Source organism: Corynebacterium massiliense DSM 45435 (genome assembly GCF_028609805.1).
GTDB lineage: Bacteria > Actinomycetota > Actinomycetes > Mycobacteriales > Mycobacteriaceae > Corynebacterium > Corynebacterium massiliense.
Map to the genome: position 1 here is coordinate 880813 of NZ_CP063189.1, position 25544 is coordinate 906356.

A 25544-nucleotide genomic window follows, 5' to 3' on the forward strand; every position below is an offset into this window, starting at 1 on the left:
TGTGCATTCATAAACCAGTCTCCTGTGGTCAACGACGAATGAATGGAAACGCAGTGTAGTCTATATCACTAATCCGTGTGAGAGTTGATTTCCAGCACATCGGCAGCGGACCGAGGCGGTCCGCGGCAGGGAGCAGGCCGAAGCGCGGGTCGGGGTAGGAGGGGAGAGGGGGAAGTTTAGACTCTATGGGCGTGAGTTCGTCTCGAGTCCCAGCGGCGCGCAAGGCGCTGGAAATTCTGTTGCTGCTCTCGCGTATCGATGTCCCGGTGTCCGCCGCGCGTATCCGCAGCGAGCTCGATCTGCCGCGCTCGACCACGTACCACCTGCTCAACGAATTGATGGACGCCGGGTTCGTGGCGCGCGTGGAGGCGAACAACACCTACGGGCTGGGGCTCGCCGCCTACGAGATGGCCTCGGCGTATTCCACCCAGCAGCCGCTGGCGCGCCTGGCCAACCGGCCGCTGCATCAGCTGGCGGAATTTTTCGGCGGATCTGGCCATCTGTCGCGGCTGTCGGGCACCGAGATCGTCTACCTGCTCGAGGTGCGCCCGCCCGGCGCGGTCTCCCTGGTGACGGACGTGGGGGTGCGGCTGCCGGCGTTGCGCACCGCGTCCGGCAAGGCGATGCTCGCGCACCTGCCCGAGGTCGAGGCCCGCGCCGTCTTCGCCACCTCCGGCAGCGGTGGGAGCCTGCGGGAATTCCAGGCGGAGCTGCGCGAGATCCGCGCCCGCGGGTGGGCGAGTGAAAAGCAGGAGGTTTCGGCCGGGCAGTCGTCGGTGGCGGTGCCCATCGTGGACCACCTGCAGCGCCCCGCGGCGGCCCTGGCGGTCACCTTTAGTGCGGCGGGGGAGGTGCCGCACGGGGGCATCGCCAAGCTCCAGCACACGGCCGCGGCTATCTCCCGGAAGATGTATGGCCACACCGGTGGGTAGGCGCCGGGTGTGGGGGTAGCTAGAAAAATTTGTCCACTATGTCCTCGCTCACAACTACACTGTTGCACGGCCTAGTTCATTTGGAATTGAAGTGAGGAGCGAAAAATGGCTATTAGCTACCCGGATACCGTCACCGTAGGCATTGGTGCGCTGACCATCGACGAGGTGGTTGCAGTCGCCCGCTACGGTGCAAAGGTTGAGCTGGATCCGGCCGCCCTGGAAGAGGTGGGCACGACCCGGCAGCGCGTGGAGGAGCTGGCCAACGACCCGACGCCGGTCTACGGCATCTCCACCGGATTCGGCGCGCTCGCCCGCAAGCATATTCCGGAAGAGCAGCGTGCGGAGCTGCAGCTTTCCCTCGTGCGCTCCCATGCGGCCTCGTCGGGCCCAGAGGTCGAGGAAGAGGTTGTGCGCGCGCTGATGCTGCTGCGCCTGTCCACCCTGGCTACCGGCCGCACCGGCGTGCGCCCGGTCGTGGTGGAGACCTACGCCAAGGTGCTCAACGAGCGGATCACCCCGGTGGTGCGCGAGTACGGCTCCCTGGGCTGCTCGGGCGACCTGGCTCCGCTGGCGCACTGCGCGCTGGCGCTTCTGGGCGAAGGTGAGGTACGCGTGGCCGGCGGCGACATCCAGCCGTCCGCCGATGCGCTGTCCGGCGGGGATTGAGCCGCTGCAGCTGCGCGAGAAGGAAGGCCTGGCGCTCATCAACGGCACCGACGGCATGCTGGGCCAGCTCTGCCTGGCCATTACCGATCTGCGCGCGGCCGCCAAGGTGGCGGACATCGCCACCGCCATGTCCGTCGAGGGCCTCAACGGCTCCCTCGTCCCGTTCGCCGAGGACCTGCAGGCGCTGCGCCCGCACCCGGGCCAGGCCGCCGCGGCGGAAAACATCCGCACAGTGGCTGCCGGCAGCGGCATCCTCGACGCGGCGCACGCGGAGTTCACCCAGAACCACGTGCAGGACGCCTACTCGGTGCGCTGCGCCCCGCAGGTCGCCGGCGGCTTCCGCGACACCATTGAGCACGCCACCACCGTTGCCGACCGCGAGCTGGCCGCCGCGGTGGATAACCCGGTCGTGACCAAGGACGGCCGCGTGGTCTCCAACGGCAACTTCCACGGCGCGCCGGTTGCCTACGTGCTCGACTTTTTGGCCGTGGTCACCGCGGATCTCGCCTCCATCTCGGAGCGCCGCACCGACCGCTTCCTGGATCCGGCTCGCAACCGTGGCCTCAACCCGTTCCTTGCCTTCGATCCGGGCGTGGACTCTGGCCACATGATTGCCCAGTACACCCAGGCGGGCATCGTCGCCGAGCTCAAGCGCCTGGCGGTGCCGTCCTCGGCCGACTCCATCCCGTCGTCTGCGATGCAGGAAGACCACGTCTCCCTGGGTTGGTCCGGTGCGCGCAAGCTGCGCCGCGCCGTCGACGGCCTGCAGCGCGTGCTGGCCATCGAGATCCTCACCGCCGCCCGCGCGATTGACATGCGCGAGGTGGACGCATCCGGCGGCGCGGCTGCCGCGCTGGCCACCCTGCGCGAGAAGGTCGAGGGGCCGGGCAGCGACCGCTTCCTCGCCCCGGAGATCGAGGAGACCGTCCAGCTGGTTAAGGCTGGCGCGTTTGTCGATGCCGTGGAAAAGGCAGTCGGCGAACTGAAGTAAGCGAGCCGGCGTAGAGCCGCGGTGAGCGGCTTTGCGCGTCGGTTGATTGGGCGCGGTGTCTGCAGCCCCAAGGCGGTAAGTCTTGGATTTCAGACACCGCGCCTTCGTGTGTCCCGGCACACTCGGTGTGTCGCCCATTACATTGGTAGCGGTACTGACCGCCAACTAACACAGTTGTGAACGTAGAAAAGAAAGGGAGTGTCCCCACCATGTCTGAAGCTCGCGAGGTGCGCGCGCCGCGCGGAACTGACCTCAACGCCAAGTCCTGGCAGACCGAGGCCCCGCTGCGCATGCTGATGAACAACCTCGACCCGGAGGTTGCGGAGCGCCCGGAGGACCTCGTCGTCTACGGCGGCACCGGCCGCGCGGCCCGCAGCTGGGAGGCCTTCGACGCCATCGTCGAGACCCTCAAGGACCTCGAGTCCGACGAGACCCTGCTCGTGCAGTCCGGCAAGCCGGTCGGCGTGTGGAAGACCAACGAGTGGGCCCCGCGCGTGCTCATCGCCAACTCCAACCTGGTCGGCGACTGGGCTAATTGGGAGCACTTCCGCAAGCTCGAGGACGAAGGCCTCATGATGTACGGCCAGATGACCGCTGGCTCCTGGATCTACATCGCCACGCAGGGCATCCTGCAGGGCACCTTCGAGACCTTCGCGGCCGTGGCCAAGAAGCGCTTCGACGACACCCTCGCCGGCACGCTGACGCTTACCGCCGGGTGTGGCGGCATGGGCGGCGCGCAGCCGCTGGCCGTCACCCTGAACAAGGGTGTGTGCCTCATCATCGACGTCGATGAGAAGCGCCTGAAGCGCCGCCAGGGCAAGCGCTACCTCGACGAGGTCACCGACAACCTCGACGACGCCATCAAGCAGGTCAACGAGGCCAAGGAAGCCAAGAAGCCGCTGTCCGTCGGCCTTGTGGGCAACGCCGCCGAGCTCTACCCGGAGATCCTGCGCCGCCACAAGGACGGCGAGCTGACCGTCGACATCGTCACCGACCAGACCTCCGCGCACGACCCGCTGTCCTACCTGCCCACCGAGATCACCGTCGAGGACTGGCAGAGTGAGGCCAAGTCCGACCCGGAGACCTTCACCAAGAAGGCCCGCGAGGCAATGGCCGCGCAGGTGCAGGCCATGGTCGAGTTCCAGGACGAGGGCGCTGAGGTCTTCGACTACGGCAACTCCATCCGCGACGAGGCCCGCAAGGCCGGTTACAACCGCGCCTTCGAGTTCCCGGGCTTCGTGCCGGCCTACATCCGCCCGCTGTTCTGCGAGGGCCTCGGCCCGTTCCGCTGGGCCGCGCTGTCCGGTGATCCGGAAGACATCAAGGTCACCGACGAGGCCATCAAGGAGCTCTTCCCGGATAACGAGCACCTGCACACCTGGATCGATGCCGCCCAGGAGTTCGTCGAGTACGAGGGCCTGCCGGCGCGCATCTGCTGGCTGGGCTACAACGAGCGCCACAAGGCCGGCCTGAAGTTCAACGAGCTGGTCCGCGAGGGCAAGCTCAAGGCGCCGGTCGTCATCGGCCGTGACCACCTGGATTCCGGCTCCGTGGCCTCTCCGTACCGTGAGACCGAGTCCATGCTGGACGGCACCGACGCCGTGGCCGACTGGCCGCTGCTCAACGCTATGACCGCCGTGTCCTCCGGCGCGACCTGGGTGTCCATCCACCACGGCGGCGGTGTGGGCATGGGCCGCTCCATCCACGCCGGCCAGGTCACCGTGGCCGACGGCAGCGAGCTTGCCGATGCCAAGCTGCGCGCCGTCCTCACCAACGACCCGGGCATGGGCGTTATCCGCCACGTCGACGCCGGCTACTCCCGCGCCGACGAGGTGGCAAAGGAGCGCGACGTGCGCATCCCGATGGAGTTCAAGGCCCGCGACTAGCACCATCTAGCCCCGCGCACGCACACCGTGTGCTGTGACGGCCCCGGCTTCCTTCGCAATCACTACGCTGGCGGAGGTGGCCGGGGCACACCTGTCTCACGGCGTACATGTCTCACTAGGAAACTGAGGTTTTATCGCTATGACTACCGTCTTTACCAATATCTCTGAACTACGCACCGTCGCCGAGGCCGGCACGATTAATGATGCCGCGCTGGTCGCCGCCGACGACGGCACCATCGCCTGGGTGGGCACCGCGGACGCCCTCCCCACGGAGTATGCCGATGCCGAGCAGATCGATCTCGGTGGCCGTGCTGTCCTGCCCGGCTGGGTCGACTCCCACACCCACATGGTCTTCGACGGCAACCGCGCCGAGGAGTTCGAGGCCCGCATGGCCGGCGAGGACTACGCCGCCGGCGGCATCGCGGTGACCATGGACGCGACCCGGTCCGCCAGCGAGGAGCGCCTGAAGGAGCTGGTGCGCGACCGCGTCGCCGCCGGCCGCGCCGGGGGCACCACCACGTTCGAGACCAAGACCGGCTACGGCCTGAACGTCGAGTCCGAAGTCCAGGCGGCGAAGGTCGCCAGCGAGTTCGTCGACGACGTCACCTTCCTCGGCGCCCACCTCGTGCCGCCGGGAGCCGACGAGGCCGAGTACGTCGAGGAGGTCGCCGGCCCGATGCTCGAGGCCGTCGCCCCGCACGTGCAGTGGATCGACGTCTTCTGCGAGCGCGGCGCCTTCAACGAAGAAGAGTCCCGCCGCGTCCTCGAGGCCGGCAAGGAGAAGGGCCTGGGCGTGCGCGTGCACGGCAACCAGCTGGGCGAGGGCCCGGGCGTCGCGCTCGCCGTCGAGCTCGGTGCCGCGTCGGTGGACCATGTGAACTACTTGTCGGAGGAGGACATCGCCAAGCTCGCCGGCTCCGAGACCGTGGCCACGATGCTGCCGGCCTGTGATCTCTCCACCCGGCAGCCGCTCGCGCCGGGCCGCAAGCTTATCGATGCCGGCGTCACCGTCGCCATCGCCTCCAACTTGAACCCGGGCACGAGCTACACCTCGTCGATGAATTACTGCGTGACCACCGCGGTGCTCCAGCAGCACCTCACGCTGGACGAGGCCATTGAGGCCGCCACGCTGGGCGGCGCGAAGGCGCTGCGCCGCCACGCCGTCGATGGGGGCAAGGATGCTCAGGGCCGGCCGGCCAAGGGCCAGCTCGTCGTCGGCGCGGCGGCCGACCTGCACGTGTTGGATGCGGACAACGCCATCAACCTGGCGTACCGCCCGGGCATGCCGGCGACCTACCAGACCTACCTGGCGGGTAAGAAGGTGCACGGTTAGAGGTTGCGGCCGCGGATTGGCGGGGCGGCTTCCGCGCGCACGAAGACCGCGGGGATGGAGATGCCGGCGACCGCCGGCAGGTCTTGATAAGCAGTCTTGGGTAATGCTGGGTGTGCTAGCTCGGTACCGCAATGGATATCGGGGCGTGAATCGCGTACTGTTAGCCGGGCAATGAGCATTACCGATAACGCTGCCGGCAGCGAGAATCAGCCGGAAGAACAAGCAACTTTGTCGGAATCTCAGAACGAATCGCAGGGTGGGGCTTCGGCCCAGGACACCGGGGACGCGACAGCTTCTGAGGCTACCGGCGCCGAGGACAACAACTCGGCCACTGAAAAATCCCAGGGGTTCGCGGATCTCGGTCTTCCTGACGACATCCAGAAGGCCGTCTCCAAGGTCGGGTTCACCGAACCTTCCCCCATCCAATCCGAAACCATCCCGCTGCTGATGCAGGGCCGCGACGTCGTCGGCTTGGCACAGACGGGCACGGGTAAGACCGCCGCCTTTGCGCTGCCGATCCTGGCGCGTATCGATGCCGAAAAGCGCCATCCCCAGGCGCTCGTGCTCGCCCCGACTCGCGAGCTGGCCTTGCAGGTCGCCGACTCCTTCCAGTCGTTCGCCGATCACCTGGGCAAGCTGGAGATCTTGCCGATCTACGGCGGACAGGCATACGGCATTCAGCTGTCCGGTCTGCGCCGTGGCGCGCAGATCATCGTAGGTACGCCGGGCCGTGTCATCGACCACCTGGAGAAGGGCTCGCTGGACATCTCCCAGCTCGAATACCTGGTGCTCGATGAGGCCGACGAGATGCTCAACATGGGCTTCCAGGAAGACGTCGAGCGCATCCTGGAAGACACCCCGGAGGACAAACAGGTCGCGCTGTTCTCGGCGACGATGCCAAATGGCATCCGCCGCCTGTCCAAGAACTACCTGGACAACCCGGCCGAGGTGACCGTCAAGGCGCAGGCGCGCACGAACGACAACATCTCGCAGCGCTACCTGATGATCCCGCACCGCGCGAAGATGGCGGCGTTCACCCGCATCCTCGAGGTCATCGATTCGGACGCCATCATCGTCTTCTGCCGCACCAAGCAGGAGACCGAGGAGGTCGCCGAAAAGTTGAGTGACCGCGGGTTCAATGCTGCGGCCATCAACGGCGACATCGCCCAGAACCAGCGCGAGCGCACCGTCGATCAGTTGAAGGACGGACGCCTGGACATCCTCGTGGCTACCGACGTGGCCGCGCGCGGCCTCGACGTCGAGCGCATCACCCACGTCATCAACTACGACATCCCGCGCGATACCGAGTCCTACGTGCACCGCATCGGCCGCACCGGCCGCGCGGGCCGCAGCGGCGAGGCGATCCTGTTTGTCACCCCGCGCGAGCGCCGCATGCTGCGGTCTATTGAGCGCGTGACCAAGGCGCGCCTGGAAGAGATGGATCTCCCGACCGTCGAGGAGGTCAACGAGAAGCGCACCCAGAAGTTCCAGCAGCGCATCTCTGCGGCCCTGGGCGACAAGCAGATGGACTTCTTCCGCCAGCTCGTGCGCGACTACTCGCAGGACAACGACACCGCGATGGACGACATCGCCGCCGCGATTGCGGTCATGGCGCAGGACGGCAAGGACTTCCTCATGAAGGACGAGCCGCTGCCGAAGGCTGACCGGAAAGAACGCGGTAAGGGACGCGACCGAGATCGCGGGCCGCGCGGCGGCAAGGACCGCGGCGGCCGCGGCCACCACAGTGATGCCAACTTTGAGACCTACCGCCTCGATGTGGGCAAGCGCCAAAACGTCCGGCCGGGCGCCATCGTGGGTGCTATTGCCAACGAAGGCGGGCTGTCTGCGAAGGACTTCGGGCGCATCACCATCGCGGTGGGCCACACCCTGGTCGATTTGCCGAAGAACCTGGACCCGGCGGTGCTGGATCGCCTGAAGGACACCCGGATTTCCGGCCAGCTGATCAACATCCAGAAGGACCCGGGCCGGCCGCCGCGCCGCGACCGCGACGGCCGCAAGGACGGCCGCGGGCACCGCGGCGGCGGGCGTGGTCACGGCCACGGTCGCGACCACGGGCGCGATGGCGGCTACGGCAAGGGCCGCCGCGACTAACATCGCCGCGCCGTGCGTGGGCGCGCTTAAAACGCAGAAAAGCTCCCCGTGAGGGGAGCTTTTTCGTTGGGTGGGGGTTCTGGTGTTCTACAGGAACATCAGGATGGCGGTAATAACCCAGAGCAAATTGAAGATGCCGCCGAACATCGCCAGCTGCTTTTTGGCCTTGGCGTAATCGAACGGCTCCTGGGTCTCGCCCTCGAGGGCGGCTAGCGCCTTCTTCTCGCGCGGCACGATGACGAAGAGTAAAAGGCCCCAGGCGATGACAGACAGCAGGATGGCCGTGTGGAACTGCCACATCGAGCCGTAGGTGTCCAAGTCGGTGAGGAAGACCGCCAAGCCTAAGACAGGAACCAGGGCGGAGAACATGCTGTAGGTGCTCGTGATGCGGTGCAGCGTCTGGGCGGAACCCAAGGCGGTGGTGTCGCCCTTCTTCGCGCGCAGCATCTGCGCCGGGAACATGGACACGGCGACCACGACGGGGCCGAGCAGCACAATGGCCGCCAGCACGTGGAGAGCGGTAACGACTGTCGTCATAGTGAAACGAATACCTTTCACACGAGGTGACAAATGCAGGAAAAGAATGCAGCCCTTCTAGTGTGCGGGCTATGCTCCGTCCACACAGTGTAGCCGGGGATTTTACGGCCGTGGCCACACCCCGCACTGGCGGCGCATCGTGGCGATGTCGGCGTGGGGGAGCGGCAGCTCATACGTGCGTGCCACGAGTGCGATGCGGCGGGAGTACCAACAGCGCGAGCCGGGGTGCGGCGGCAGCCATTCGGACGGCAGGGAATCGGACTTGTCCTGGTTGGCTTCCCGCGAGGTGACCACGAGGTTTATCGGGTCGTTGGCAAAGCGGGTGCGCTGGTCCGGCTCCCAGGCGTGAGCGCCCAAGTCCCACGCCGCAGACAGTGGGATGACGTGGTCGACTTCAAGGGGATTGTCGGCGCTGCCGAGCGGTATCTGGGTGTGCGAATACGGGTCGAAGAGGACCCCCGCGGTGGCGCGGCAGGAGGTGGCCGTGTAGTCGGTGCTCTGCGCGCGCAGCGCCGCGTCGCGGGTGGAGCACCCAGCGTCGGGCCCGGGGATGGGCGCAGGGCCCCACCCGTGGCCGAACTCGTCGCGTTCGTATCCCAGGACGCGCTGCCGGGTGGGGGTAGAGGGGACATCGGCAAGCATGGCACGCAACCCCGGCAGACCTGGCTGGTCGAAGGTGTGTGCCCGCAAAATTGCCCACCGGGCGGCGAGCACAACGGTGGCCAGGGTAAGCAGACATAGAAAAAGCGAGCGGGCCGTGAGGGCCCACTCGCGGTGGAAGAAATCCCGCATGCCTTACTTAGACTGCGCGGGGCGCGTCATGGTTCCGGCGCCAGCGCGGCTGACTCCGGAACAGGTTGAGCGAGTTAGCTCTGTGCCTTTTCGGCAGCTTCCTCGAAGTCGAGGTTCTTGTTCTCCTCGACCAGGCGGGACAGCTCGGTGGCGTGGTCAAACTCTTCCTTGACGCGCGGATCCGGCTGGCCGGTGGAGATGGACACCACGTAGGTGACAATCGCGGACAGCAGGAAGCCCGGGACGATCTCATAGAGAACGTCGGACAGCGGCGACATGCCCCAGATGACGGTGGTCAGCGCACCGACGACCATGCCGGAGACAGCGCCCGGAACGTTGAGGCGGCGCCAGTAGAGGGAGTAGAGAACCAGCGGGCCGAAGGCGGCACCGAAGCCAGCCCAAGCGAAGCCGACGAGCGCCAGGATGGAGTCCGACGGGCTGATGGCCATCAGCGCGGCGATGACGGCGATGCACAGCACCATCGTGCGCGAGAGGTTGATCAGCGTGGACTGCGACGGGGTGCGCTTCAGGAAGATCTTGGCCAGGTCCTCGATGAGCGAGGTGGACACGGCCAGCAGCTGGGAGGACGTCGTGGACATGATCGCTGCCAGGACGGCGGTGAGCACCAGGCCGGCGGGCAGCGGGTGGAACATGACCTGGGCCATGTCCAGGAAGATGGTCTCGAAGTTCTCCTGGTCGGTGATCTTGTAGTCGTTCTGGGTGAAGAAGACGGTGCCGACCAGCGCGACGAAGATAGCGCCGATGACGGAGAGGAACATCCAGGTCACGCCGTAGAAGCGGCCCTGGCGGGCATCGGACGGGGTGCGCAGCGCCATGAAGCGGATGATGATGTGCGGCTGGCCGAAGTAGCCCAGGCCCCAGCAGAAGTTACCGATGATGACGCCGGCGGACACGCCCGCGAAGATGGAGAAGAAGTTCGGGTTCTCCAGGTGTGCGTGGCTGTACGGGTTCTCCGCAGCGAAGGAGAAGATCTCCGCCGGGTTCTGCAGGGAGACCGCCGCCATGATCGGCACGATGATGAGCGAGGCGAACATGAGCAGACCCTGGACCATGTCGGTGTAGGACACGGCGAGGAAGCCGCCCACGAAGGTGTAGACCACGGTGACCGCGGCCACGATGAACATACCCATCAGGTAGTTGCCGCCGAAGGTCGACTCGAAGTAGCGACCGCCGGAGACCATGCCGGAGGATACGTAGAAGGTGAAGAAGAAAATAATGATGAGCGCTGCGATGATGCGCAGCGAACGCGACTTGTCGTGCAGACGGTTCTCGAAGAAGGACGGGACCGTAATCGAGTTGCCGGCCACCTCAGAGTAGGCGCGCAGGCGCGGGGCGACGAGCTTCCAGTTCGTCCACGCGCCGATAACGAGACCCAAGGCCATCCAGATTTCGGAGAAGCCGTGGAAGAAGAGTGCGCCGGGCAGGCCCATGAGCAGCCAGCCGGACATGTCGGACGCGCCGGCGGACAGTGCCGCGACGAACGGGTGGAGTCCGCGGCCGCCGAGGACGTAGTCGTCGTATTCGTCGGTCTGTTTATAACTCCAGTAACCGATGGCGAGCATCGCGAACAGATAAATAATGATCGCGATGACGTACCAGGTTGAAGAATCCACTGATGCTCCTAGCCTGTCGTGTCATTGTCAATAGGAAAAACTGTGCGCGCCTGTACGGCAACTGAACGCGAACCTCCCTGAGCGTGGAGCGGGAACATCTCTCTTCAACCCGGGAAAATTGCAGTACACCTGCCGCGGCGCAGATAACTCCGCAGGTCATGACGTGCGGAACATCTAAACAATAACTATGACCAAAGTCATGTCCAAGTGAGACCGAAATCATTTGCGGCTGTGCTTGTGGTTAAAAGGTGCTGCGAATAGCGGGTTAACGGCTATGTAACGGAACGGTAACGATTAACTGTGTGTGGGCTTGGGCGGGGTTGTGACCGGGGTGTGGCCGGCGCGTGGTAGTGAGCGCGCGGGCAGGGGTGCGCGGGCAGGGGAGAGGCACGTGGCGCGCGTGGAAAAAGGCGCCCAGGCGGCTCGACGAGCCTGTGGCCGGCTGACTGCTACGATGTCCCTCATGGCTTCTTACCTCCTGCACGGTCTGTGGCTGCCCGTTTCCGGGCTGAGCCTGTGGATCGAGCGGGTGGACGGGCACAAGATCGTCACCCCGCAGGCCGTGCCGGAGGGCACCTTTCCCAGCGCGGTGGACGCGCTTTTGGCCAACAAGTCTTTCCGCAACCGGGCGCGGGTCTCCCTGCGCACGCCTAAGGGCAAAGATGTCTCGCTCATGGCGCCGATGGCCATGTTCGCCCCGGACGAATCCGTAGTGGCGCTGAGCCAGCTGAGCTTTCTCGATGACCGCTCGCCGGCGGCCAGCGCTGAACAGCGGGCAGCCATCGCGCCGGACCTCATGTGGCTCATCCGCGCCTACCGCGGGCTTACCCGCTTCGTGCGCGCGGGGCGGGTGACCATGCGCCTGTCCTACCAGGGCGGCGAATGGTTCCCCATGTGGCAGCTAGCCTCCGGGCTGGGAGAGCGCGGGTGGCTCGCGGAGATGATCTCCGCCGCGCCGGGGATACTTACCATTAACAACCGGTCGCTCTCCGAGGACTTGGCCGACGAGCTCACCCACTGGATCGCGTTCGCGGATCTCAAACACCTCACCGAAGAGTCGCGGCCGTACCCCTGGCACGACTTCGCCCAGGCGCTGTTGACCACCACGCCCATCAAACGCGGCAAGGCGCAGCTTCTGCGCGGGCTCAACGAGTGGAAAGACTCGATCACCTCGGTCGACCTCCAGCTCGTCTTGATCGTGGAAGAGCCGCCCCGAAACGCGGCGCTGGGCGATAACCCGGCCGCCGACAACACCTGGCGGATCCGGTGTGGCGTGCGGTCCGGCACGGCATCGCCACGGCCCGTGCGCCTCGACGAGTTGGACCGGGGCAGCGTGGAGAAGCTGCGCGATGCTCTAACCCGGGCGCTGACCATCGCCCCGGCGCTCAACCCGGCGCGCTCGTTGCCGCCCACCGGCTACTATGCCGACGCCGGCGACTGGGACGTGTTCGTCAGCACCGACACGCTGGTGGACTTCATCTCCCACGGCGCGGAGGCGCTGCGCAAGGCCGGGTTCTCGGTCATGCTGCCCAAGGCGTGGGCGCAGCTGGAGACCACCGCGAAGGTGGACACGCGCTCTCTGGACGATGCCGAAGGGGCCACCAAGGCCCACATCGGCCTAGAGAAACTGGTCGAGTACGACTGGCGCATCTCCGTCGGCGACACGGAGTTGACCGAGGAGGAGATGACAGAGCTGGTCAACTCCAAGTCGGGGCTCATTAAGCTGCGCGGCGATTGGGTGATGGCCGACACCCAGGCGGTGGGCCGCATCGCGCAGTACATGAAGGAGCTGCAAAAGTCGCGCGAGAAAGGCGACGCCGGCAAGCGCGAAGACGGGCTGGGCCTTTCGGGCACGGCCAGCATGTCGGAGCTGCGCGAGCTCGCGCTCGAATCGGCGGGCAAGGACCCGATTGAGTTCACCGGCTCGACGTGGCACGCCTCGCTGCTGGGCGGAATGGAGACCCCGGCGCCGGAGCGGGTAGACATTCCGGACACCGTGCGCGCGGAGCTGCGCCCGTATCAGCGCCGCGGCGTCGATTGGCTGTACTGGATGTCTTCCAACAACATCGGCGCTGTGCTTGCCGATGACATGGGGCTGGGCAAAACCCTCCAGCTGCTCAGCCTGCTCGCCGTGGAGCGGGCGGAGGCGAAGGCGAATGCCGCGCCCGATGAGCTGCCGGAGGACTACCGCGTCGGCCCCACGCTCGTGGTGGCGCCGACCTCTGTGGTGGGCAACTGGGCGCGCGAGGCGGATAAGTTCGTGCCCTCGCTCAAGGTACTCGTCCACCACGGCACGAACCGGCTCAAAGACGACGATCTTCTCACCGTGGCCAACGCCGCCGACTTGGTCATCACCTCTTACGGCACCATCGGCCGCGACTTCACTCTTTTGGGCCAAGTCGAGTGGGACCGCGTGGTGCTCGACGAGGCCCAGGCGATCAAGAACTCGGGAACCCGTTCGTCCAAGGCGGTGCGCTCGCTCCCGTCGCGCCACCGCCTTGCGCTGACCGGCACGCCGATTGAAAACCGCCTGTCCGAGATGCGCTCCATCTTGGACTTTGTCAACCCCGGCGTGCTGGGATCGGCGAGCTTTTTCCGCAACCACTTCGCCAAAGCCATCGAGCGCGAAGACAACGAAGAGATGGCGGAGAAGCTACGCCAGCTGACCGGCCCGTTTATCCTGCGCCGGTTGAAGACGGACCCGAATATCATCGACGACCTGCCGGAAAAGACCGAGCAGATCCTTTCAGTGTCGCTGACCAGCGAGCAGGCCGCGCTGTACAAGGCGCTCGTCCAGGACGTGGAGCGGCGGCTGGAGGAGACCGAGGGCATCGCCAGGCGCGGGCTCGTGCTGGCCACGCTCACGCGCATTAAACAGATCTGTAACCACCCGGCGCACTACCTGGGCGATGACTCCCCGGTGACTATCAAGGGCAAGCACCGCTCCGGCAAGGTCGCCGAGCTGATGCGGATCGTGTCCCAGGCGGTGGAAAACGGCGAGCGCGTGCTCATCTTCACCCAGTACAAGGCCTTCGGCGCGATCTTGCAGCCCTACCTGTCGGAACAGCTCGGCCGCGAGGTGCCGTTCCTGCACGGCGGCGTGACCAAGGCCCGGCGCGATTCCATGGTCACCGAGTTCCAGCACGCGGACGGCCCGCCGGCGATGCTGCTGTCGCTCAAGGCCGGCGGCACGGGCCTAAACCTGACGGCCGCGAACGTGGTGGTCCACATGGACCGGTGGTGGAACCCGGCGGTGGAAAACCAGGCCACCGACCGCGCGTTCCGCATCGGGCAGAACAAGAACGTGCAGGTGTACAAGATGATCACCGAGGGCACCCTGGAGGAATCCATCCAGGACATCCTGGACGGCAAGACCAAGCTCGCCGGGTCCGTCGTTGGCGAGGGCGAAGGCTGGATCACCGAGCTCGACTCGGAGGACTTCGCGCTGCTGATGAGCTACCGGGGGAAGGAGTAAACCATGAGCGTGCACGGCACTGGCTCCGGCGACGACAACGTCATCTACGCCAACTTTGGCACCCGCAAGCGCGTCACCTCGCCGGATGAAACCGGCTCGGTGGAGCGCGTGGACAAGACCGTGGGCGCGGTGCCCCCGGCCGCGCAGCGGATCATCAATCTGGTCAACAACCGCGCCGACCACGGCCGCATCACCCGCGGCAAGCAGTACGCCCGCTCCGGGAACGTCGTGGACTTAGACGTGCGCGTAGGGGCCATCCACGGCCAGGTGGCCGGTTCCCAGAACACGCCGTTTGCCGTGCTCATCCGCCTGCCGTTCCGCGACAACGACGACATGGCGGAGGCCGCCACCATCCTGGCGCGCCGGGCGGGCAGCATGGCCGCGGCCCGGGAGGGGAAGCTGGCGCCGGAGCTTCTCGATGTCCTCATCGCCGCCGAACCCGATGACGTCAAGGTCTCGTGCACCTGCCCTGACCCGGAGGAGGTGTGCAAGCACATCGTCGCCGTGGTCGACCGGCTCGCCGCGCGTATCGATGCCGACCCGTCCACCGTTTTCTCCATGCGCGGCCTGGACTTCCACCGTCTCGAGCAGATGGTCATGGAGCAGTCGCAGCATGCGGCGGCTGAGTCGTATACCGCAGGCACCGGGCTGAGCGTGGACGAGCAAAACGATCTGTTCTGGTCGGGGCGCACACTCCCGGAGGTGCCGCGGCCGCAGGTGGCGCCGGCGCTCGATGATTCGGATATGGACCTTTTGCGCAAGGCGATGCGGCCGGTCTCGCACACCACCATCGACCTTCTGCGCGCGGTGTCCGACATCGAGGATCTCTACCACGAGCTAACTAAGTAGTCCCAGCTAGCGGTACGTGTCCGGCGGGCATGCTAAGACTGCATTTATGCCTTCTACCACGTTCATCCACACCTCCGACCTCCAGATCGGCATGACCTTATGGTTCCTCGCCGGCGAAGCCCAGGCGCGGTTTAGCGCGGCGCGGGTAGCGGCCATCGACAAGCTGGGCCAGCTGGCGCGCGAAACGGGCGCCGAATTCATCGTCGTGGCCGGCGACGTCTTTGAACACAACGCGCTCAACCGGCAGACCACCGGCCGGGCGCGCGAGGCCCTCGAGCGGTTGCCCGTGCCGGTATACCTTCTGCCGGGCAACCACGACCCGCTCGTGGCGGACTCGGTGTTCTTCCACGCGCTCGATGGGAACTCGCGCGGCGGCGCGACGGAGGAATCGGGGGTGCGGGTACTAGACAGCACCGAACCGGTACAGGTGGCCGACGGCGTGGAGGTCGTCGGCGCGCCCTACATGTCTAAGCGGGTCAACCGCGACCTGGTGGCAGAAGCCATCGAACCGCTCGAGCCCACCGATGACATCCGGATCGTGGTCGGGCACGGGCAGGTCGAATCGCGCAGCAGCGATCCCGCGCCGGACCTCATCGACCTCGCCGGGGTGGAGCGCGCCATCGCGGATCGCCGGGTGGATTACCTGGCGCTGGGGGACACGCACTCGACGACGGACTTATCGTCCACGGGCGCGGTCTGGTTTTCCGGGGCGCCGGAGACCACGGACTACCACGAGCTGCCCGCAGGCGGCGGGGAGAATGATTCGGGCAACGCGCTCGTGGTCACGGTAAATAAGGCCGCCGGCGCGAGCACGCCCGCCACGGTCGAGGTGGAAAAGCACGCGATCGGGGAGTGGACCTTCGACGCCATCGATATGGACGTCAACACCGCCGCAGATGTGGAGAAGTTCGTGGAGACGCTACGCGCATACCCGGACAAGGACCGCACGGCGGTGAAGTACTCGCTACGCGGCACGGTGAGCCTGACCGAGCAGGCCGAGCTGGAGCGCGCTTTAGAGGAGCTGGAGCCCATTTTCGCCTCCCTGCGCCCGCGGGAGAGGCTGCATGACCTTCATCTCGCACCCAACTCGGACGAGCTCGCGGACTTGGACGTTGCCGGCTACGCCGCCGACGCGCTTACTGAGCTCGTCGCCGACCTCGAGACCGATCCGACCGCCCGGGACGCGGCGAACTTGCTGTTCCGGCTCAGCTCGCAGGGAGGGAAGTAAGCCCATGCAGATCCATTCGCTTGAGCTCACCGATTTCAAAGGCATCGGCCACCTGCGCCTGGCAGATCTCCCGGAGCGCGGGGTGGTTGTCGTCCACGGCAACAACGAGGCCGGCAAGTCGACCGTGCTCAACGCTATCGACGCGGTGCTGTGGGAAAAGCACAGCAGTAAGAAGAAGTCGATTAAGGCGCTCAAGCCTGCCGGCGGGGGCGCAGCCGGCGCCGGTGCCGGCACCGCTAGCTCTCACGCCGGCGGTGACCGCAACGGCGGCCCCACCGTCGCTATCGAGATGACCGTGGGGCCGTACCGGTTCACGCTGTCCAAGCGGTGGCTCAAGGCACCGTACGCTCGGCTCACCATCACCGCGCCGCGTCCGGAGAACCTCACCGATGAGGACGCGGAAAACCGGTTGAAAGAAATCCTCGACGAGCACCTCGATGAGAAGCTGCTCCACACTCTTTTCCTGCGGCAGGGACAGGAATTCGCCGCCCGCATTCAGGCCGCCGGCATTCCCAGCCTGTCCACGGCGCTCGACGCGCGTTCCGGAGCCGGCGAGGCGGGCGGAGCCGGTTCCGCTTACGCTGGTTCCGATTACGCTAGCTCCGCTCAAACGAGCTCGGCTCCATCGAGTTCGGTGCAGGCGGACAACGACGCGCTCATGCAGCGCGTGGAGGCGGAGTACTCCCGCTACTTCACGCAGAAGGAAAACAAACCCGCCAAGGAGCTGAAGTCCGCCAAGGCGGATCTCGATGCTGCCGAGGCCGCTGCCACCGAGGCAGAGGCGAAGTTGCGGGAATTGGATTCGTTTGTAGCGCGCTATGAGGACGTGGAACGCCAACTTGCCACGACGGAGGAGAAGCTCCCCGCCGCGCGCGAGGAGCTTTCTGTGCGCCGGGAGGAGGCGGAAAAAGCCCGCGCTGCCGCCGAGCAGGCAGCGGCGCGCCGTGACGAGTACCGCCGCGCGCTCGAGGATCTGGAACGCGCCCAGCAGGCGCAGCAACAACGCCAGAACTTAGCCGTCGAGGTGGAGAAACTTACCGCGGAGGCGGAATCTGCCCGGAACGTTGCAGCCGAAAAGCAGGAGCAGGCCGCGGACGAAGAAAGCCGCATCGCGGAACTGATGGCGCAGCTCGACGAGGCGAAGCAGGCGCACGCCACCGCCCGCCAGGCGGTGCGCGATGCCCGTGCGGCGAAAGACCAGGCGGCCGACCGCCAGGAACTTACTGCGCTCGACACATTGCTCGCCGACGTCGCGCTGGCCGAGTCGAACCTGGACTCCGCCCGCGAAGCAGTCGCCGCCTGCGGGCGCATCATCGAGGATTCGGACGTCACGGCAGTGGATGACGCAGCCGGTGAGGTGCGCGTGCAACGGGCGCTGGCGGAATCGGCGGCTGCCAAACTGTGGGTCTCGTCCACCGCGGACGATGAGATCCGCGTCGACGGGAAATCGACCCCACTTAGTGCCGATCCGCACCCGGTCGAGCTGCGCGAGGGCACCACGGTCGAAATCGGGTCGGTCACGGCGCGGTATGCCGCCGGCGCTGCCGCGGCGGGCAGCGCGGATGCTGGCGCCCAGCTGGAAAAGGCGGAGGCCCGCCTTGCGGATCTGCTCCACGATCTCGGATGCACAGACGCCGACGAGGTCCGCGCGCGCCGGGACGAACACCGCGAGCTCCTCGCTACCCGGGACGCCGCCGTCCGAGAGTGGGAAGCGGTCATCGGCGCCAAGGACGTCGGGGAACTGCGCGCGAAGCAGACGGCTTTGCGGGACAAGCTGGGCAGCGACGAGGAGACCGTCGAGCACCAAACTGCCGATGCAATGGCTGCTGCCGCGGAGGCACTAGCGAACGCGGAGCGCGCGGAAGAAGAAGCCCAGGCGGCGGTCGATAACGCCGATGCCGCTCTCGCGCCGCGCCGGGAGCGCCCCTTCGGGCGCGACGCCGCTATCGTGCAGAGCAACGTTGACAACGTCGAACGCATGCTCGCGGCGAAAAAATCCGAGTTCGAGCACGCGGTGGCGGGGAAGTCCGACGACGAGTTGAACGCGTGGATCGAGTCCGCCCGCGCTGCTGCTGATAAGGCCGGCCGGGATGTGGAGGAGGCCGAACGGCAGGTCGCCGCGGCGGATCCGGACATGGCGGAAAAGCTCCTCGTCGGAGCGCAAGCACAACTAGAGACCCTGGACAAGCGGCGCAGCGACGCGGAGGCGGAACGTTACCGCCTGACCGGTTACATCGAGCAGGCCGCCGGTGCCGCCGAGACAGTGGAAATCGCCCAGGCCGACCGACAGGCCGCCGCGGACACATACGCCGCGGTGAACCGCCGTGCCCAGGCGGCGAAACGGCTGCGGGACTTGTTGGTCACCCATCGCGACGCGGCGCGCCGCCGCTATGCCGAGCCGTTCGCCACGAAGCTGGGTGCGCTGGCGAGTTCGGTCTTCGGCGGCGACGTCAGCTTCACCCTCGACGCGGATCTCGCCATCGAACAGCGCGTCCATGATGGGGTCGCTGTCCCGCTGGGCGCTTTATCGGGTGGCGCGCAGGAACAGCTGTCCATTCTCACGCGCTTTGCCATCGCGGATCTGGTGGCCGATCCGGATTCCGAGTCCGTGCCGGTCGTGGTCGACGATGCGCTGGGCTCTACCGACCCGCAGCGCTTGCAGCTGATGTCGACGCTGTTTGCCGATGCCGGACGTCAGTCCCAGGTGCTCGTCTTCACGTGTGACCCGGATCGGTTCTCTCGCGTTCCGGGACGCACGGAGATCGACATCGAGTCAATGAAATTAAACTAACAGTGAATCTGATTCTTTCGATAATTGAACACGGTGTAGTGTTCTCGGCATGGCAGTAGAGACGCGCTGGTTGAACGACAACGAGCAGGAGATGTGGCAGCTCCTGCTCGCGGCGAGCCGGAAGATTCGTCGTGGCATCGACGAGACTTTCCAGGCAGAGGCCGACATTTCCTCCTCTGAGTTTGCCGTCCTAGTGACACTCGTGGAGGCGGAAGACGAGGCGTTACGTTTGCGCGATATCTGCGATCACCTCGAATGGGATCGCTCGCGCGCGTCGCACCAGATCACTCGCATGGTCAAACGCGGCCTGGTGGAGAAAAAGCCGTGCGGCGGCGACGGCCGCGGCGTGCTCATCGCCCTGACCAAGGAGGGGCGGGAGAAGCAGGTTGCCGCCGCGCCGGCCCACGTCGAGTCCGTGCGCCGGTTGATTTACGATCACCTGCCCGCCGAGGACATTCAGGTGATCAAGAACTTCTTCGCCGGCGTGCTGGCGGTGGACAACATTCCGGGCTACCCGGGCTACGTTCCGGACGAATACCTCTCGGCTATCCCGAAGAAGTAAACCAGCTGCATCGCGGTGCGCGTTCGTGTTGAATGGTGGGCATCGTTTCAACACCGTGTACTTGATAACGAAGGAGTTTCGACATGTCCGAGCCAACGAGCGAGTCGCGTTCTGACGAACCGTACAAGGGCTACTTCCGCCACCAGGACCAGCCGGGCCAGCCGGCTAGCAACTACGGCCCGTACCGCCCGGGCCCGGCGGATGGCTTCCGTCAGGAGTCGCCGCTGAGCCGCAAGCTGCACCGTTCCTCCCGGGATAAGTGGGTGGCGGGTGTCTTCGGTGGCATCGCGGAGACCTACAACCTGGATTCCAACCTGCTGCGCATCCTGTTCGTCGCCAGCTTCTTCCTGCCTGGCCCGCAGCTCATTTTTTACTTCGTCATGTGGTTCTTCATGCCGCACGACGAGGATCTGCAGTACTAGGGACGTAGACTTGTAGCCCATGATGGGCCAAGAGTTATTCGAAAACCCGCACCGCCAGTACGAGCTGTACCGCTTAACCGCGCACGAAACGCTCTCGCAGACCCTCGGTGATCCGGAGGAGTTTCCTGCCGAGGGGCCAACCGCGGAGCAGGAAGCGGCGATGGAAGACGCGCTTGCCGCTGAACCGGAAGCAGCGCTGACGTACGATGCCGCCACCGAGTTGTGGATCAGCGGGGCCGAAGACGACATCAACCGCCTGTTCGCGGACCGCGAAGAATTCGTCGACGCGCTCGAAAACGGCGAGGATCCCGGGGCGTAAAAGCACCGCGCGCCCCGCGCCGTCCCTTCCTGGCAGCGCCGCCGGCGGGGCCAGGGTGGGGAAGTGCTAGTATCTCCCTGTGAGTCATGCCCCGTTTCGGCGGCGGGGATCCAGTGCCGCCACGGGGTAGAAGTGACAAGAAAGGACGATGGCGCACACTATGAGCGAATCCACCAGCAAAGCACGCCCGCTGAGCGAGCAGCTCGGCGATACTGCCGGCGCAGAGCGTACCGATGCCGTGCGTGACGATGCCCCGCGCACCGCGACCACCGTGCGCACCGTTGAGCCGCAGAGCAACGAGCGCGTGCGCGACGAGCGTGCCCGCGACACCCGCGATGACCGCGAGTACAGCACCCGCAACGAGGAACGCGATCCGAACTACGTCGGTCTGAACGAGCGCCTGGAGCGCGACAACAAGGAGCTCGAGGCCCGTAATAAGGACGATGGCTGGTTCCCCGTCTTCCTGGAGTGGATCCCGTTCGCCATCATCTCCTTCATCATCGTGTCCCTGCTGATGGCCGGCATGCTCGCGCTGGATCCGCACAAGCCGTTCCCGTTCTTTAACTAGATTTTCTGGCCTCGCCGCGCGAGGATCACGCGGTCTGTGGAGTGACCGGCACCCCGGCCTGACGTGACTGTGCGCGCACGATCCTCTGCCACCTCGACGCTCCATTCGTCCGCGTGCGCGGTGAGGTAGTCGCGCACAGCGTCGACGGACAGCACGTGGGCAAACTCCGGATGCTGGCGCAGGTGCTCGGGGTCGACGACGTGGTGGACGAACAGCAGGTGCCCGCCTGGAGCGACCAGCTCGGTGAGGTACTCGACGCCCGTATCGGGATCCGGCGCCTCAATGACTGGGTACATCGCGCTGACCAGATCGAATGATTCGGCGCGCTCACGTGCTGCAAACTCCTGGATGCCGGAGTTTATCCACGCCACCGATGTGTTCGCACCGTGGGCGCGGGCGCGCTCCAGCGCCACGCTCGACGGGTCGATTGCGGTGACCTGCCACCCGTGGGAAGCAAGCCACACGGCGTCCGCGCCCTCGCCGCAGCCGACGTCGAGGGCACGGCCTGGGGCAATATGCTTGGCGATGTCCACCAAGGCCCCATTCGGGTTCCCACTCCACATGCGGTCGGATTCGGAGTACCGGCTGTTCCATTCAGCTGCGTTGGCCTCGGCATCGAAGGTGCTCATGGCACTCTAAATTACCGCTCGGTAAGAGCGGAAGTTACACGGCGCGGTAGAAGACTTTCGTGGCTGGGCGGTCACGCCGAAAGCGGAGCTGTGAGACAAGATGATTCCCGTCCGCTGCGGATTTCGGCCATGCCGTGCTTGCGCATCTGTGATGAGGCTCGGCTACTTCGCCTCCCCGGGGTGCCCGCCGTGGGCTGGCTCGGTGCGGGCGCGGACGACATCGGCAAGCGTGGCCAGCACCGGGGTGGCCACGCCGGCCTTCTCGCCCGCGGCGGCCACGGCACCGCTGATGGTATTGACCTCGGTGCGGCGGCCCGCCTCAACGTCTGCGGTCATGGACGTCTTGTGCCCGGCGGACTCGGTGCCCACCTGTTCCAAGTGCTCGCGGATGACGTCTTCGCGCACTGGGATTTCGAGCGAGCGCACCACCGCCATGGCCTCGGAGTAGACCGTCTCGGCCAGCCGACGGCTGGGTTCGCGCTCGAGGGTTTCGCCGATGGTGAGGTCAGTGGCCGCGCCGACGGTGTTGTACACGGTGTTGAGGATGAGCTTTTCCCAGATGGGAACCCGTACGTCCGCGTGAACCTCGGCGTTGAACCCGCAGCGCTCGAAGAGATCGCGCACCTTTTCCGCGGCGGCGCTGGCATCACCGTCGACGCTCGCGCCGCCGATCCGGATCGCGCCGTACGCCGAGGAGGAGACAGTATTCTTGCCTGGGCGGTAAGCGGAGTAATCCGTGACGCCGTCGAGGGCGCGGTCGGGGCCGAAGGCGCGGACCAGCACCTCGCCGTTGCCCAAGCCGTTCTGCAGAGTCAGCGCGATGGTGTTCTCGTTGAACAGGTGGCGTGCGCTCTCGATGGCGTCTTGAGTGTAGAAGCCTTTGACGAAGAACAGGGCGAAATCGACCGGCTCGTTCCAGTTCGCGGGCTGGCAGGCGGTGGCGGAGACCTTCACTGTGCGCTCGCCGGCGGTATTGACCACCTCGATGCCTTCGTTATTGAGGGCGTCGACCGTGCGCTGATCGACGTCGAGGAACACGACGTCCTCGCCCGCGTCCACTATCTTTGCGCCGAACAGCTGTCCCATGGCGCCGGCGCCGATTATCGCTACCTTCATGACTATCCCTCCGGTTGAACATGGACGATTCCTGTTTCTCACGAGGGTACGGAATTAGGAGGGCAAAAGTGGCGCGAATCACTTTTCGCGGCCGTAAAGGCACGGCCTATTGGGGGTTGACACCACCGATATCGAAGACGAGGAACCGGTGCAGCCACCACCGAATTTCCTTCAACGTTGTGGCGGTGACGGCGCCGTGAAAACCCGTGATCCGGTCGATCGACAGGGCTCTGACCTGCTCGGTAAGGGCAAAGGAGTGATCGAGCTGGCCCTGAGCCATCTCCACACTGACATGGTTGTCCCATCCGCGATTACGACGCGTGATTGGGACGGTGTGGATTAAGGGCGAGCCGAGTGAATTAAAAGCCTGAGTAGAGACGACAATATGGGGGCGATGGCCGGACTGCTCTCTGCCGACTACTGGGTCGAGGTTCGCCCACACGACCGCCCCGGGGAATAGCTGTTCGCGGGAAACCTTCATCCGGGATACCCAGGCACGTCGCTGAAGTCTTCTGTCGGCAGTTCGTCAAGGAGATCGTGCTGGTGGACCTCGTGCTCCTCTTCGTACTCACGCATCGACTCTGGGGGCGTGTTTGCGATTTGCTTGCGGAGGCGAGCAAACTGGACGCGGTTGAGCTCCCGTTCCAAAAGGAGCTCGATCATGCTCGATATGGTGCGGCCCTCGCGAGCTGCGGCATCCTTGAGCTGATCCCGCAGGTCGACCGGAACTTTGATGGTCGTTAAGTTGCGTGTCATTGGGTGTACCCCTTGGTATGACGAAAGGTATCCATAACGGTATACCTCTCGTCTGCGGACTTCAATCGCCGGTTTTCGGGAGGTTGACGCCGGCGATGTCGCGGATGGCGGTGGCGAAGGCATCGTCAAGCAGGTGCGTGTGTTCGAAGCTGAGGTCCGGCTCCTCGGCGGCGCGCACGCCCGTGACCAGCACATGCTGGTCCGGGGTAAGCGGCTGGGTGAGCAGCGGGACGGTGGCGCGGGCCCAGCCCAGGGACGTGTTCGGCTGCAGGGAGCTAGTAGAGGCCGCTCGCTCGCCGGCCAGGTCCACCAGCAGGGACGTGGCTTTCCCGTTGCGCACCCGGGCGTGGGTGTCTTCTGAGTCCTCCGAGTAGTGGTTGTGCGCTGGGTCGAAATTCTCCGCGATGGCGAAACCACCCTCCACGGCAGTGACGGCGAGATCGGTATCGACCACGTGGACGCGCACGTGAGCGTCGCCCTCGCCACGCATAAAGGTGGTGACCCGGATGTCCTCGCCGAAGGCCTCCCACTTTGACCAGGCAATAGTGTCATCGGGGTCAGTCAGGCCACTATCGGTGACCAGACGGCGGGTCTCGCGGCGCATGGTCATCACGTCCACGAAGGCGAGCTCAGACTCGGCGGTGAGGTAGGACGCAATGTCGTCCGGCTCCAGCGCGAGCGGGAACGCGGACGAGTAGGCGAGCTTGCCGTATTTGGCCACTGCCTGGCGGACGAACCACGCGCCGTTGCCGCCGGCGTTGAGCATCTGGGACTGGTTGTCCGTGCGGTTGACCACCACCTGCGCGTGAGGTTGGGCGCTCACCAGCGGCGTGCTGCCCGCATCCGGATTTTCCTCTGCGGTCCAGAACGGGTGATCCTCCGGGAGCGCTAGGGGCAGCAGTGCCTTCAGCGCCCAGTAGGGCGAGCCGGGCGAATTGTACGTCTCGCTCATGAGCAGGTTGGGATAAGCCCAACCGATAGACAGCACCCCGTCCGGGGTGTAGATGTCCTGCTTGGCGAACCACCGCAGGTGCTTCGCCCACAGAGCGCGGATTTCTGCCCACGGCAGCGCCTCCACGTCGGCGAAGGCCAGCGCGCCGAAGAAGGCTGCGCCGCCGGAGCGGTAGGTCAGCGACCGGCCGTAGGCGATGACGCGCCCGGTGGCATCGAAACGCGCGGCCCAGTCAGAGGCAAAGGCGCGGGCGCGACCCACGGCGGTGTGGGCACGCTCCGGATCCTTATCCCCGCGCAGCCGTGCGTAGATGAGCGAGTAGAAGTGGAACGCGAACGCAACGTAGAAGTCAGTGTTTTGCAGCGCGCCGTCGCGGTACCAGCCATCGCCCAAGTAGTAGCCATTGAGGATGTTGAAGGACTCTTGGGCGGCCTTCTCGTTGAAGGGCGCGCCCACCTTCTCCAGACCGGCGTCGACCATGATGCGGAAGAACCACCAGTTGTTCGGGTTGGTGTCGGTCTGATTGATCTGGCTGAGCCAGCGGACGACGTTGTCCTTTTCTTGCTGGGAAAGCGGCTCATAGATGTGCTCCGGGGCAATGGCCAGCGCGAAGCCGATGGCGGCCATCTCTACCAAGCGTTGGTCAGCCGAGGCGTCGGTGCCCGGCGGTGCGCCGACCACACCCCAGTACTCCGGGGAATTGGGGTCCGTGCCGGCCACGAGCCCGCGGCGCACGAGATCCCAGTGTGCAAACTCGCCACCGCCGGCGGCGAGAGCCGCGATCCCCCACAGCGGCCGGGAGAAGGACTCGAGTCCCTCTGCGGCGGCATCGAAACCCGCGGCGGTGGGGCCAAACTTCGGCCGGCCAGGGGAAGCCTCGAAGTGGGGGACGAGTGGCTCAAAAAGCTCGCGCGCGAACTGTTGGAAGTCCGCGCGCGTTTTCAGTGGGTTGGTGGTTTCAGAAGCGTTTGGGGAAGTCACCTACGCGAGTGTA

20 protein-coding genes and 1 pseudogene are annotated in these 25544 nt (G+C 65.7%); 13 read left to right on the forward strand and 8 right to left on the reverse strand.

Annotated elements, in window-relative coordinates; genetic code table 11:
* The first annotated feature begins 191 nt into the window (after window positions 1–191).
* The 5 genes and pseudogenes from CMASS_RS04210 (at window position 192) to CMASS_RS04230 (ending at window position 7920) form a co-directional block, all read left to right on the forward strand.
* Complete coding sequence (locus CMASS_RS04210) at window positions 192–932, forward strand: IclR family transcriptional regulator (RefSeq protein ID WP_027018552.1); 741 nt, start codon at window positions 192–194, stop codon at window positions 930–932.
* A 105-nt stretch (window positions 933–1037) separates the two neighbouring features.
* A pseudogene (gene hutH / locus CMASS_RS04215) lies at window positions 1038–2589 on the forward strand (histidine ammonia-lyase).
* 209 nt (window positions 2590–2798) lie between these two features.
* Window positions 2799–4475, forward strand: a complete 1677-nt coding sequence (gene hutU, locus CMASS_RS04220) for a urocanate hydratase (RefSeq protein WP_022862510.1) — start codon at window positions 2799–2801, stop codon at window positions 4473–4475.
* 139 nt (window positions 4476–4614) lie between these two features.
* Window positions 4615–5808, forward strand: coding sequence for an imidazolonepropionase (gene hutI / locus CMASS_RS04225; protein WP_022862509.1), 1194 nt, complete (start codon window positions 4615–4617; stop codon window positions 5806–5808).
* 171 nt (window positions 5809–5979) lie between these two features.
* Window positions 5980–7920, forward strand: coding sequence for a DEAD/DEAH box helicase (locus CMASS_RS04230; RefSeq protein ID WP_022862508.1), 1941 nt, complete (start codon window positions 5980–5982; stop codon window positions 7918–7920).
* An 87-nt stretch (window positions 7921–8007) separates the two neighbouring features.
* On the opposite strand, the gene CMASS_RS04235 is transcribed toward CMASS_RS04230, so the two are convergent.
* The 3 genes from CMASS_RS04235 to putP form a co-directional block, all read right to left on the reverse strand.
* Window positions 8008–8457 (reverse strand): hypothetical protein, encoded by a 450-nt coding sequence (locus CMASS_RS04235; RefSeq protein WP_022862507.1) that lies wholly within the window; start codon window positions 8455–8457, stop codon window positions 8008–8010.
* Between the two features lie 102 nt (window positions 8458–8559).
* Window positions 8560–9249 (reverse strand): HNH endonuclease family protein, encoded by a 690-nt coding sequence (locus tag CMASS_RS04240; protein ID WP_051126806.1) that lies wholly within the window; start codon window positions 9247–9249, stop codon window positions 8560–8562.
* A 74-nt stretch (window positions 9250–9323) separates the two neighbouring features.
* Window positions 9324–10883 (reverse strand): sodium/proline symporter PutP, encoded by a 1560-nt coding sequence (putP, locus tag CMASS_RS04245; RefSeq protein WP_022862506.1) that lies wholly within the window; start codon window positions 10881–10883, stop codon window positions 9324–9326.
* 463 nt (window positions 10884–11346) lie between these two features.
* Here putP and CMASS_RS04250 point away from each other — a divergent pair, with 463 nt between their 5' ends.
* From CMASS_RS04250 to CMASS_RS04285, 8 genes are all read left to right on the forward strand, one after another.
* Window positions 11347–14358 (forward strand): DEAD/DEAH box helicase, encoded by a 3012-nt coding sequence (locus CMASS_RS04250; RefSeq protein ID WP_027018551.1) that lies wholly within the window; start codon window positions 11347–11349, stop codon window positions 14356–14358.
* Window positions 14359–14361: 3 nt separating this feature from the next.
* The gene (locus tag CMASS_RS04255) at window positions 14362–15207 is read left to right on the forward strand and encodes an SWIM zinc finger family protein (protein WP_022862504.1); all 846 of its coding nucleotides are present in this window, start codon (window positions 14362–14364) and stop codon (window positions 15205–15207) included.
* A gap of 46 nt (window positions 15208–15253) precedes the next feature.
* Window positions 15254–16435: a metallophosphoesterase family protein gene (locus tag CMASS_RS04260; protein WP_022862503.1), complete on the forward strand. Its 1182-nt coding sequence runs from the start codon at window positions 15254–15256 to the stop codon at window positions 16433–16435.
* Between the two features lie 4 nt (window positions 16436–16439).
* Entirely contained in the window at window positions 16440–19226 is a 2787-nt protein-coding gene (locus CMASS_RS04265; protein WP_022862502.1) for an AAA family ATPase, read from the forward strand.
* Window positions 19227–19275: 49 nt separating this feature from the next.
* Window positions 19276–19788, forward strand: coding sequence for a MarR family winged helix-turn-helix transcriptional regulator (locus CMASS_RS04270; protein ID WP_022862501.1), 513 nt, complete (start codon window positions 19276–19278; stop codon window positions 19786–19788).
* Window positions 19789–20012: 224 nt separating this feature from the next.
* The gene (locus tag CMASS_RS04275; protein ID WP_027018550.1) at window positions 20013–20210 is read left to right on the forward strand and encodes a PspC domain-containing protein; all 198 of its coding nucleotides are present in this window, start codon (window positions 20013–20015) and stop codon (window positions 20208–20210) included.
* 19 nt (window positions 20211–20229) lie between these two features.
* A complete protein-coding gene (locus CMASS_RS04280; RefSeq protein ID WP_022862499.1) occupies window positions 20230–20529 on the forward strand; it encodes a hypothetical protein in 300 nt (99 codons plus the stop codon).
* Window positions 20530–20689: 160 nt separating this feature from the next.
* Window positions 20690–21097: a hypothetical protein gene (locus CMASS_RS04285; RefSeq protein ID WP_156831763.1), complete on the forward strand. Its 408-nt coding sequence runs from the start codon at window positions 20690–20692 to the stop codon at window positions 21095–21097.
* Here CMASS_RS04285 and CMASS_RS04290 read toward each other — a convergent pair.
* The 5 genes from CMASS_RS04290 to CMASS_RS04310 form a co-directional block, all read right to left on the reverse strand.
* A complete protein-coding gene (locus CMASS_RS04290; protein ID WP_022862497.1) occupies window positions 21094–21726 on the reverse strand; it encodes a class I SAM-dependent methyltransferase in 633 nt (210 codons plus the stop codon). The two genes, CMASS_RS04285 and CMASS_RS04290, sit on opposite strands and share 4 nt — an antisense overlap.
* 162 nt (window positions 21727–21888) lie before the next feature.
* Complete coding sequence (locus CMASS_RS04295) at window positions 21889–22842, reverse strand: ketopantoate reductase family protein (RefSeq protein ID WP_022862496.1); 954 nt, start codon at window positions 22840–22842, stop codon at window positions 21889–21891.
* 106 nt (window positions 22843–22948) lie between these two features.
* A complete protein-coding gene (locus tag CMASS_RS04300) occupies window positions 22949–23323 on the reverse strand; it encodes a type II toxin-antitoxin system PemK/MazF family toxin (protein ID WP_022862495.1) in 375 nt (124 codons plus the stop codon).
* Window positions 23320–23598, reverse strand: a complete 279-nt coding sequence (locus CMASS_RS04305) for a ribbon-helix-helix domain-containing protein (RefSeq protein ID WP_022862494.1) — start codon at window positions 23596–23598, stop codon at window positions 23320–23322. Before CMASS_RS04305 ends, CMASS_RS04300 begins: the two co-directional genes overlap by 4 nt.
* 61 nt (window positions 23599–23659) lie before the next feature.
* Window positions 23660–25531: a DUF2264 domain-containing protein gene (locus tag CMASS_RS04310; protein ID WP_022862493.1), complete on the reverse strand. Its 1872-nt coding sequence runs from the start codon at window positions 25529–25531 to the stop codon at window positions 23660–23662.
* Between the last annotated feature and the right edge of the window lie 13 nt (window positions 25532–25544).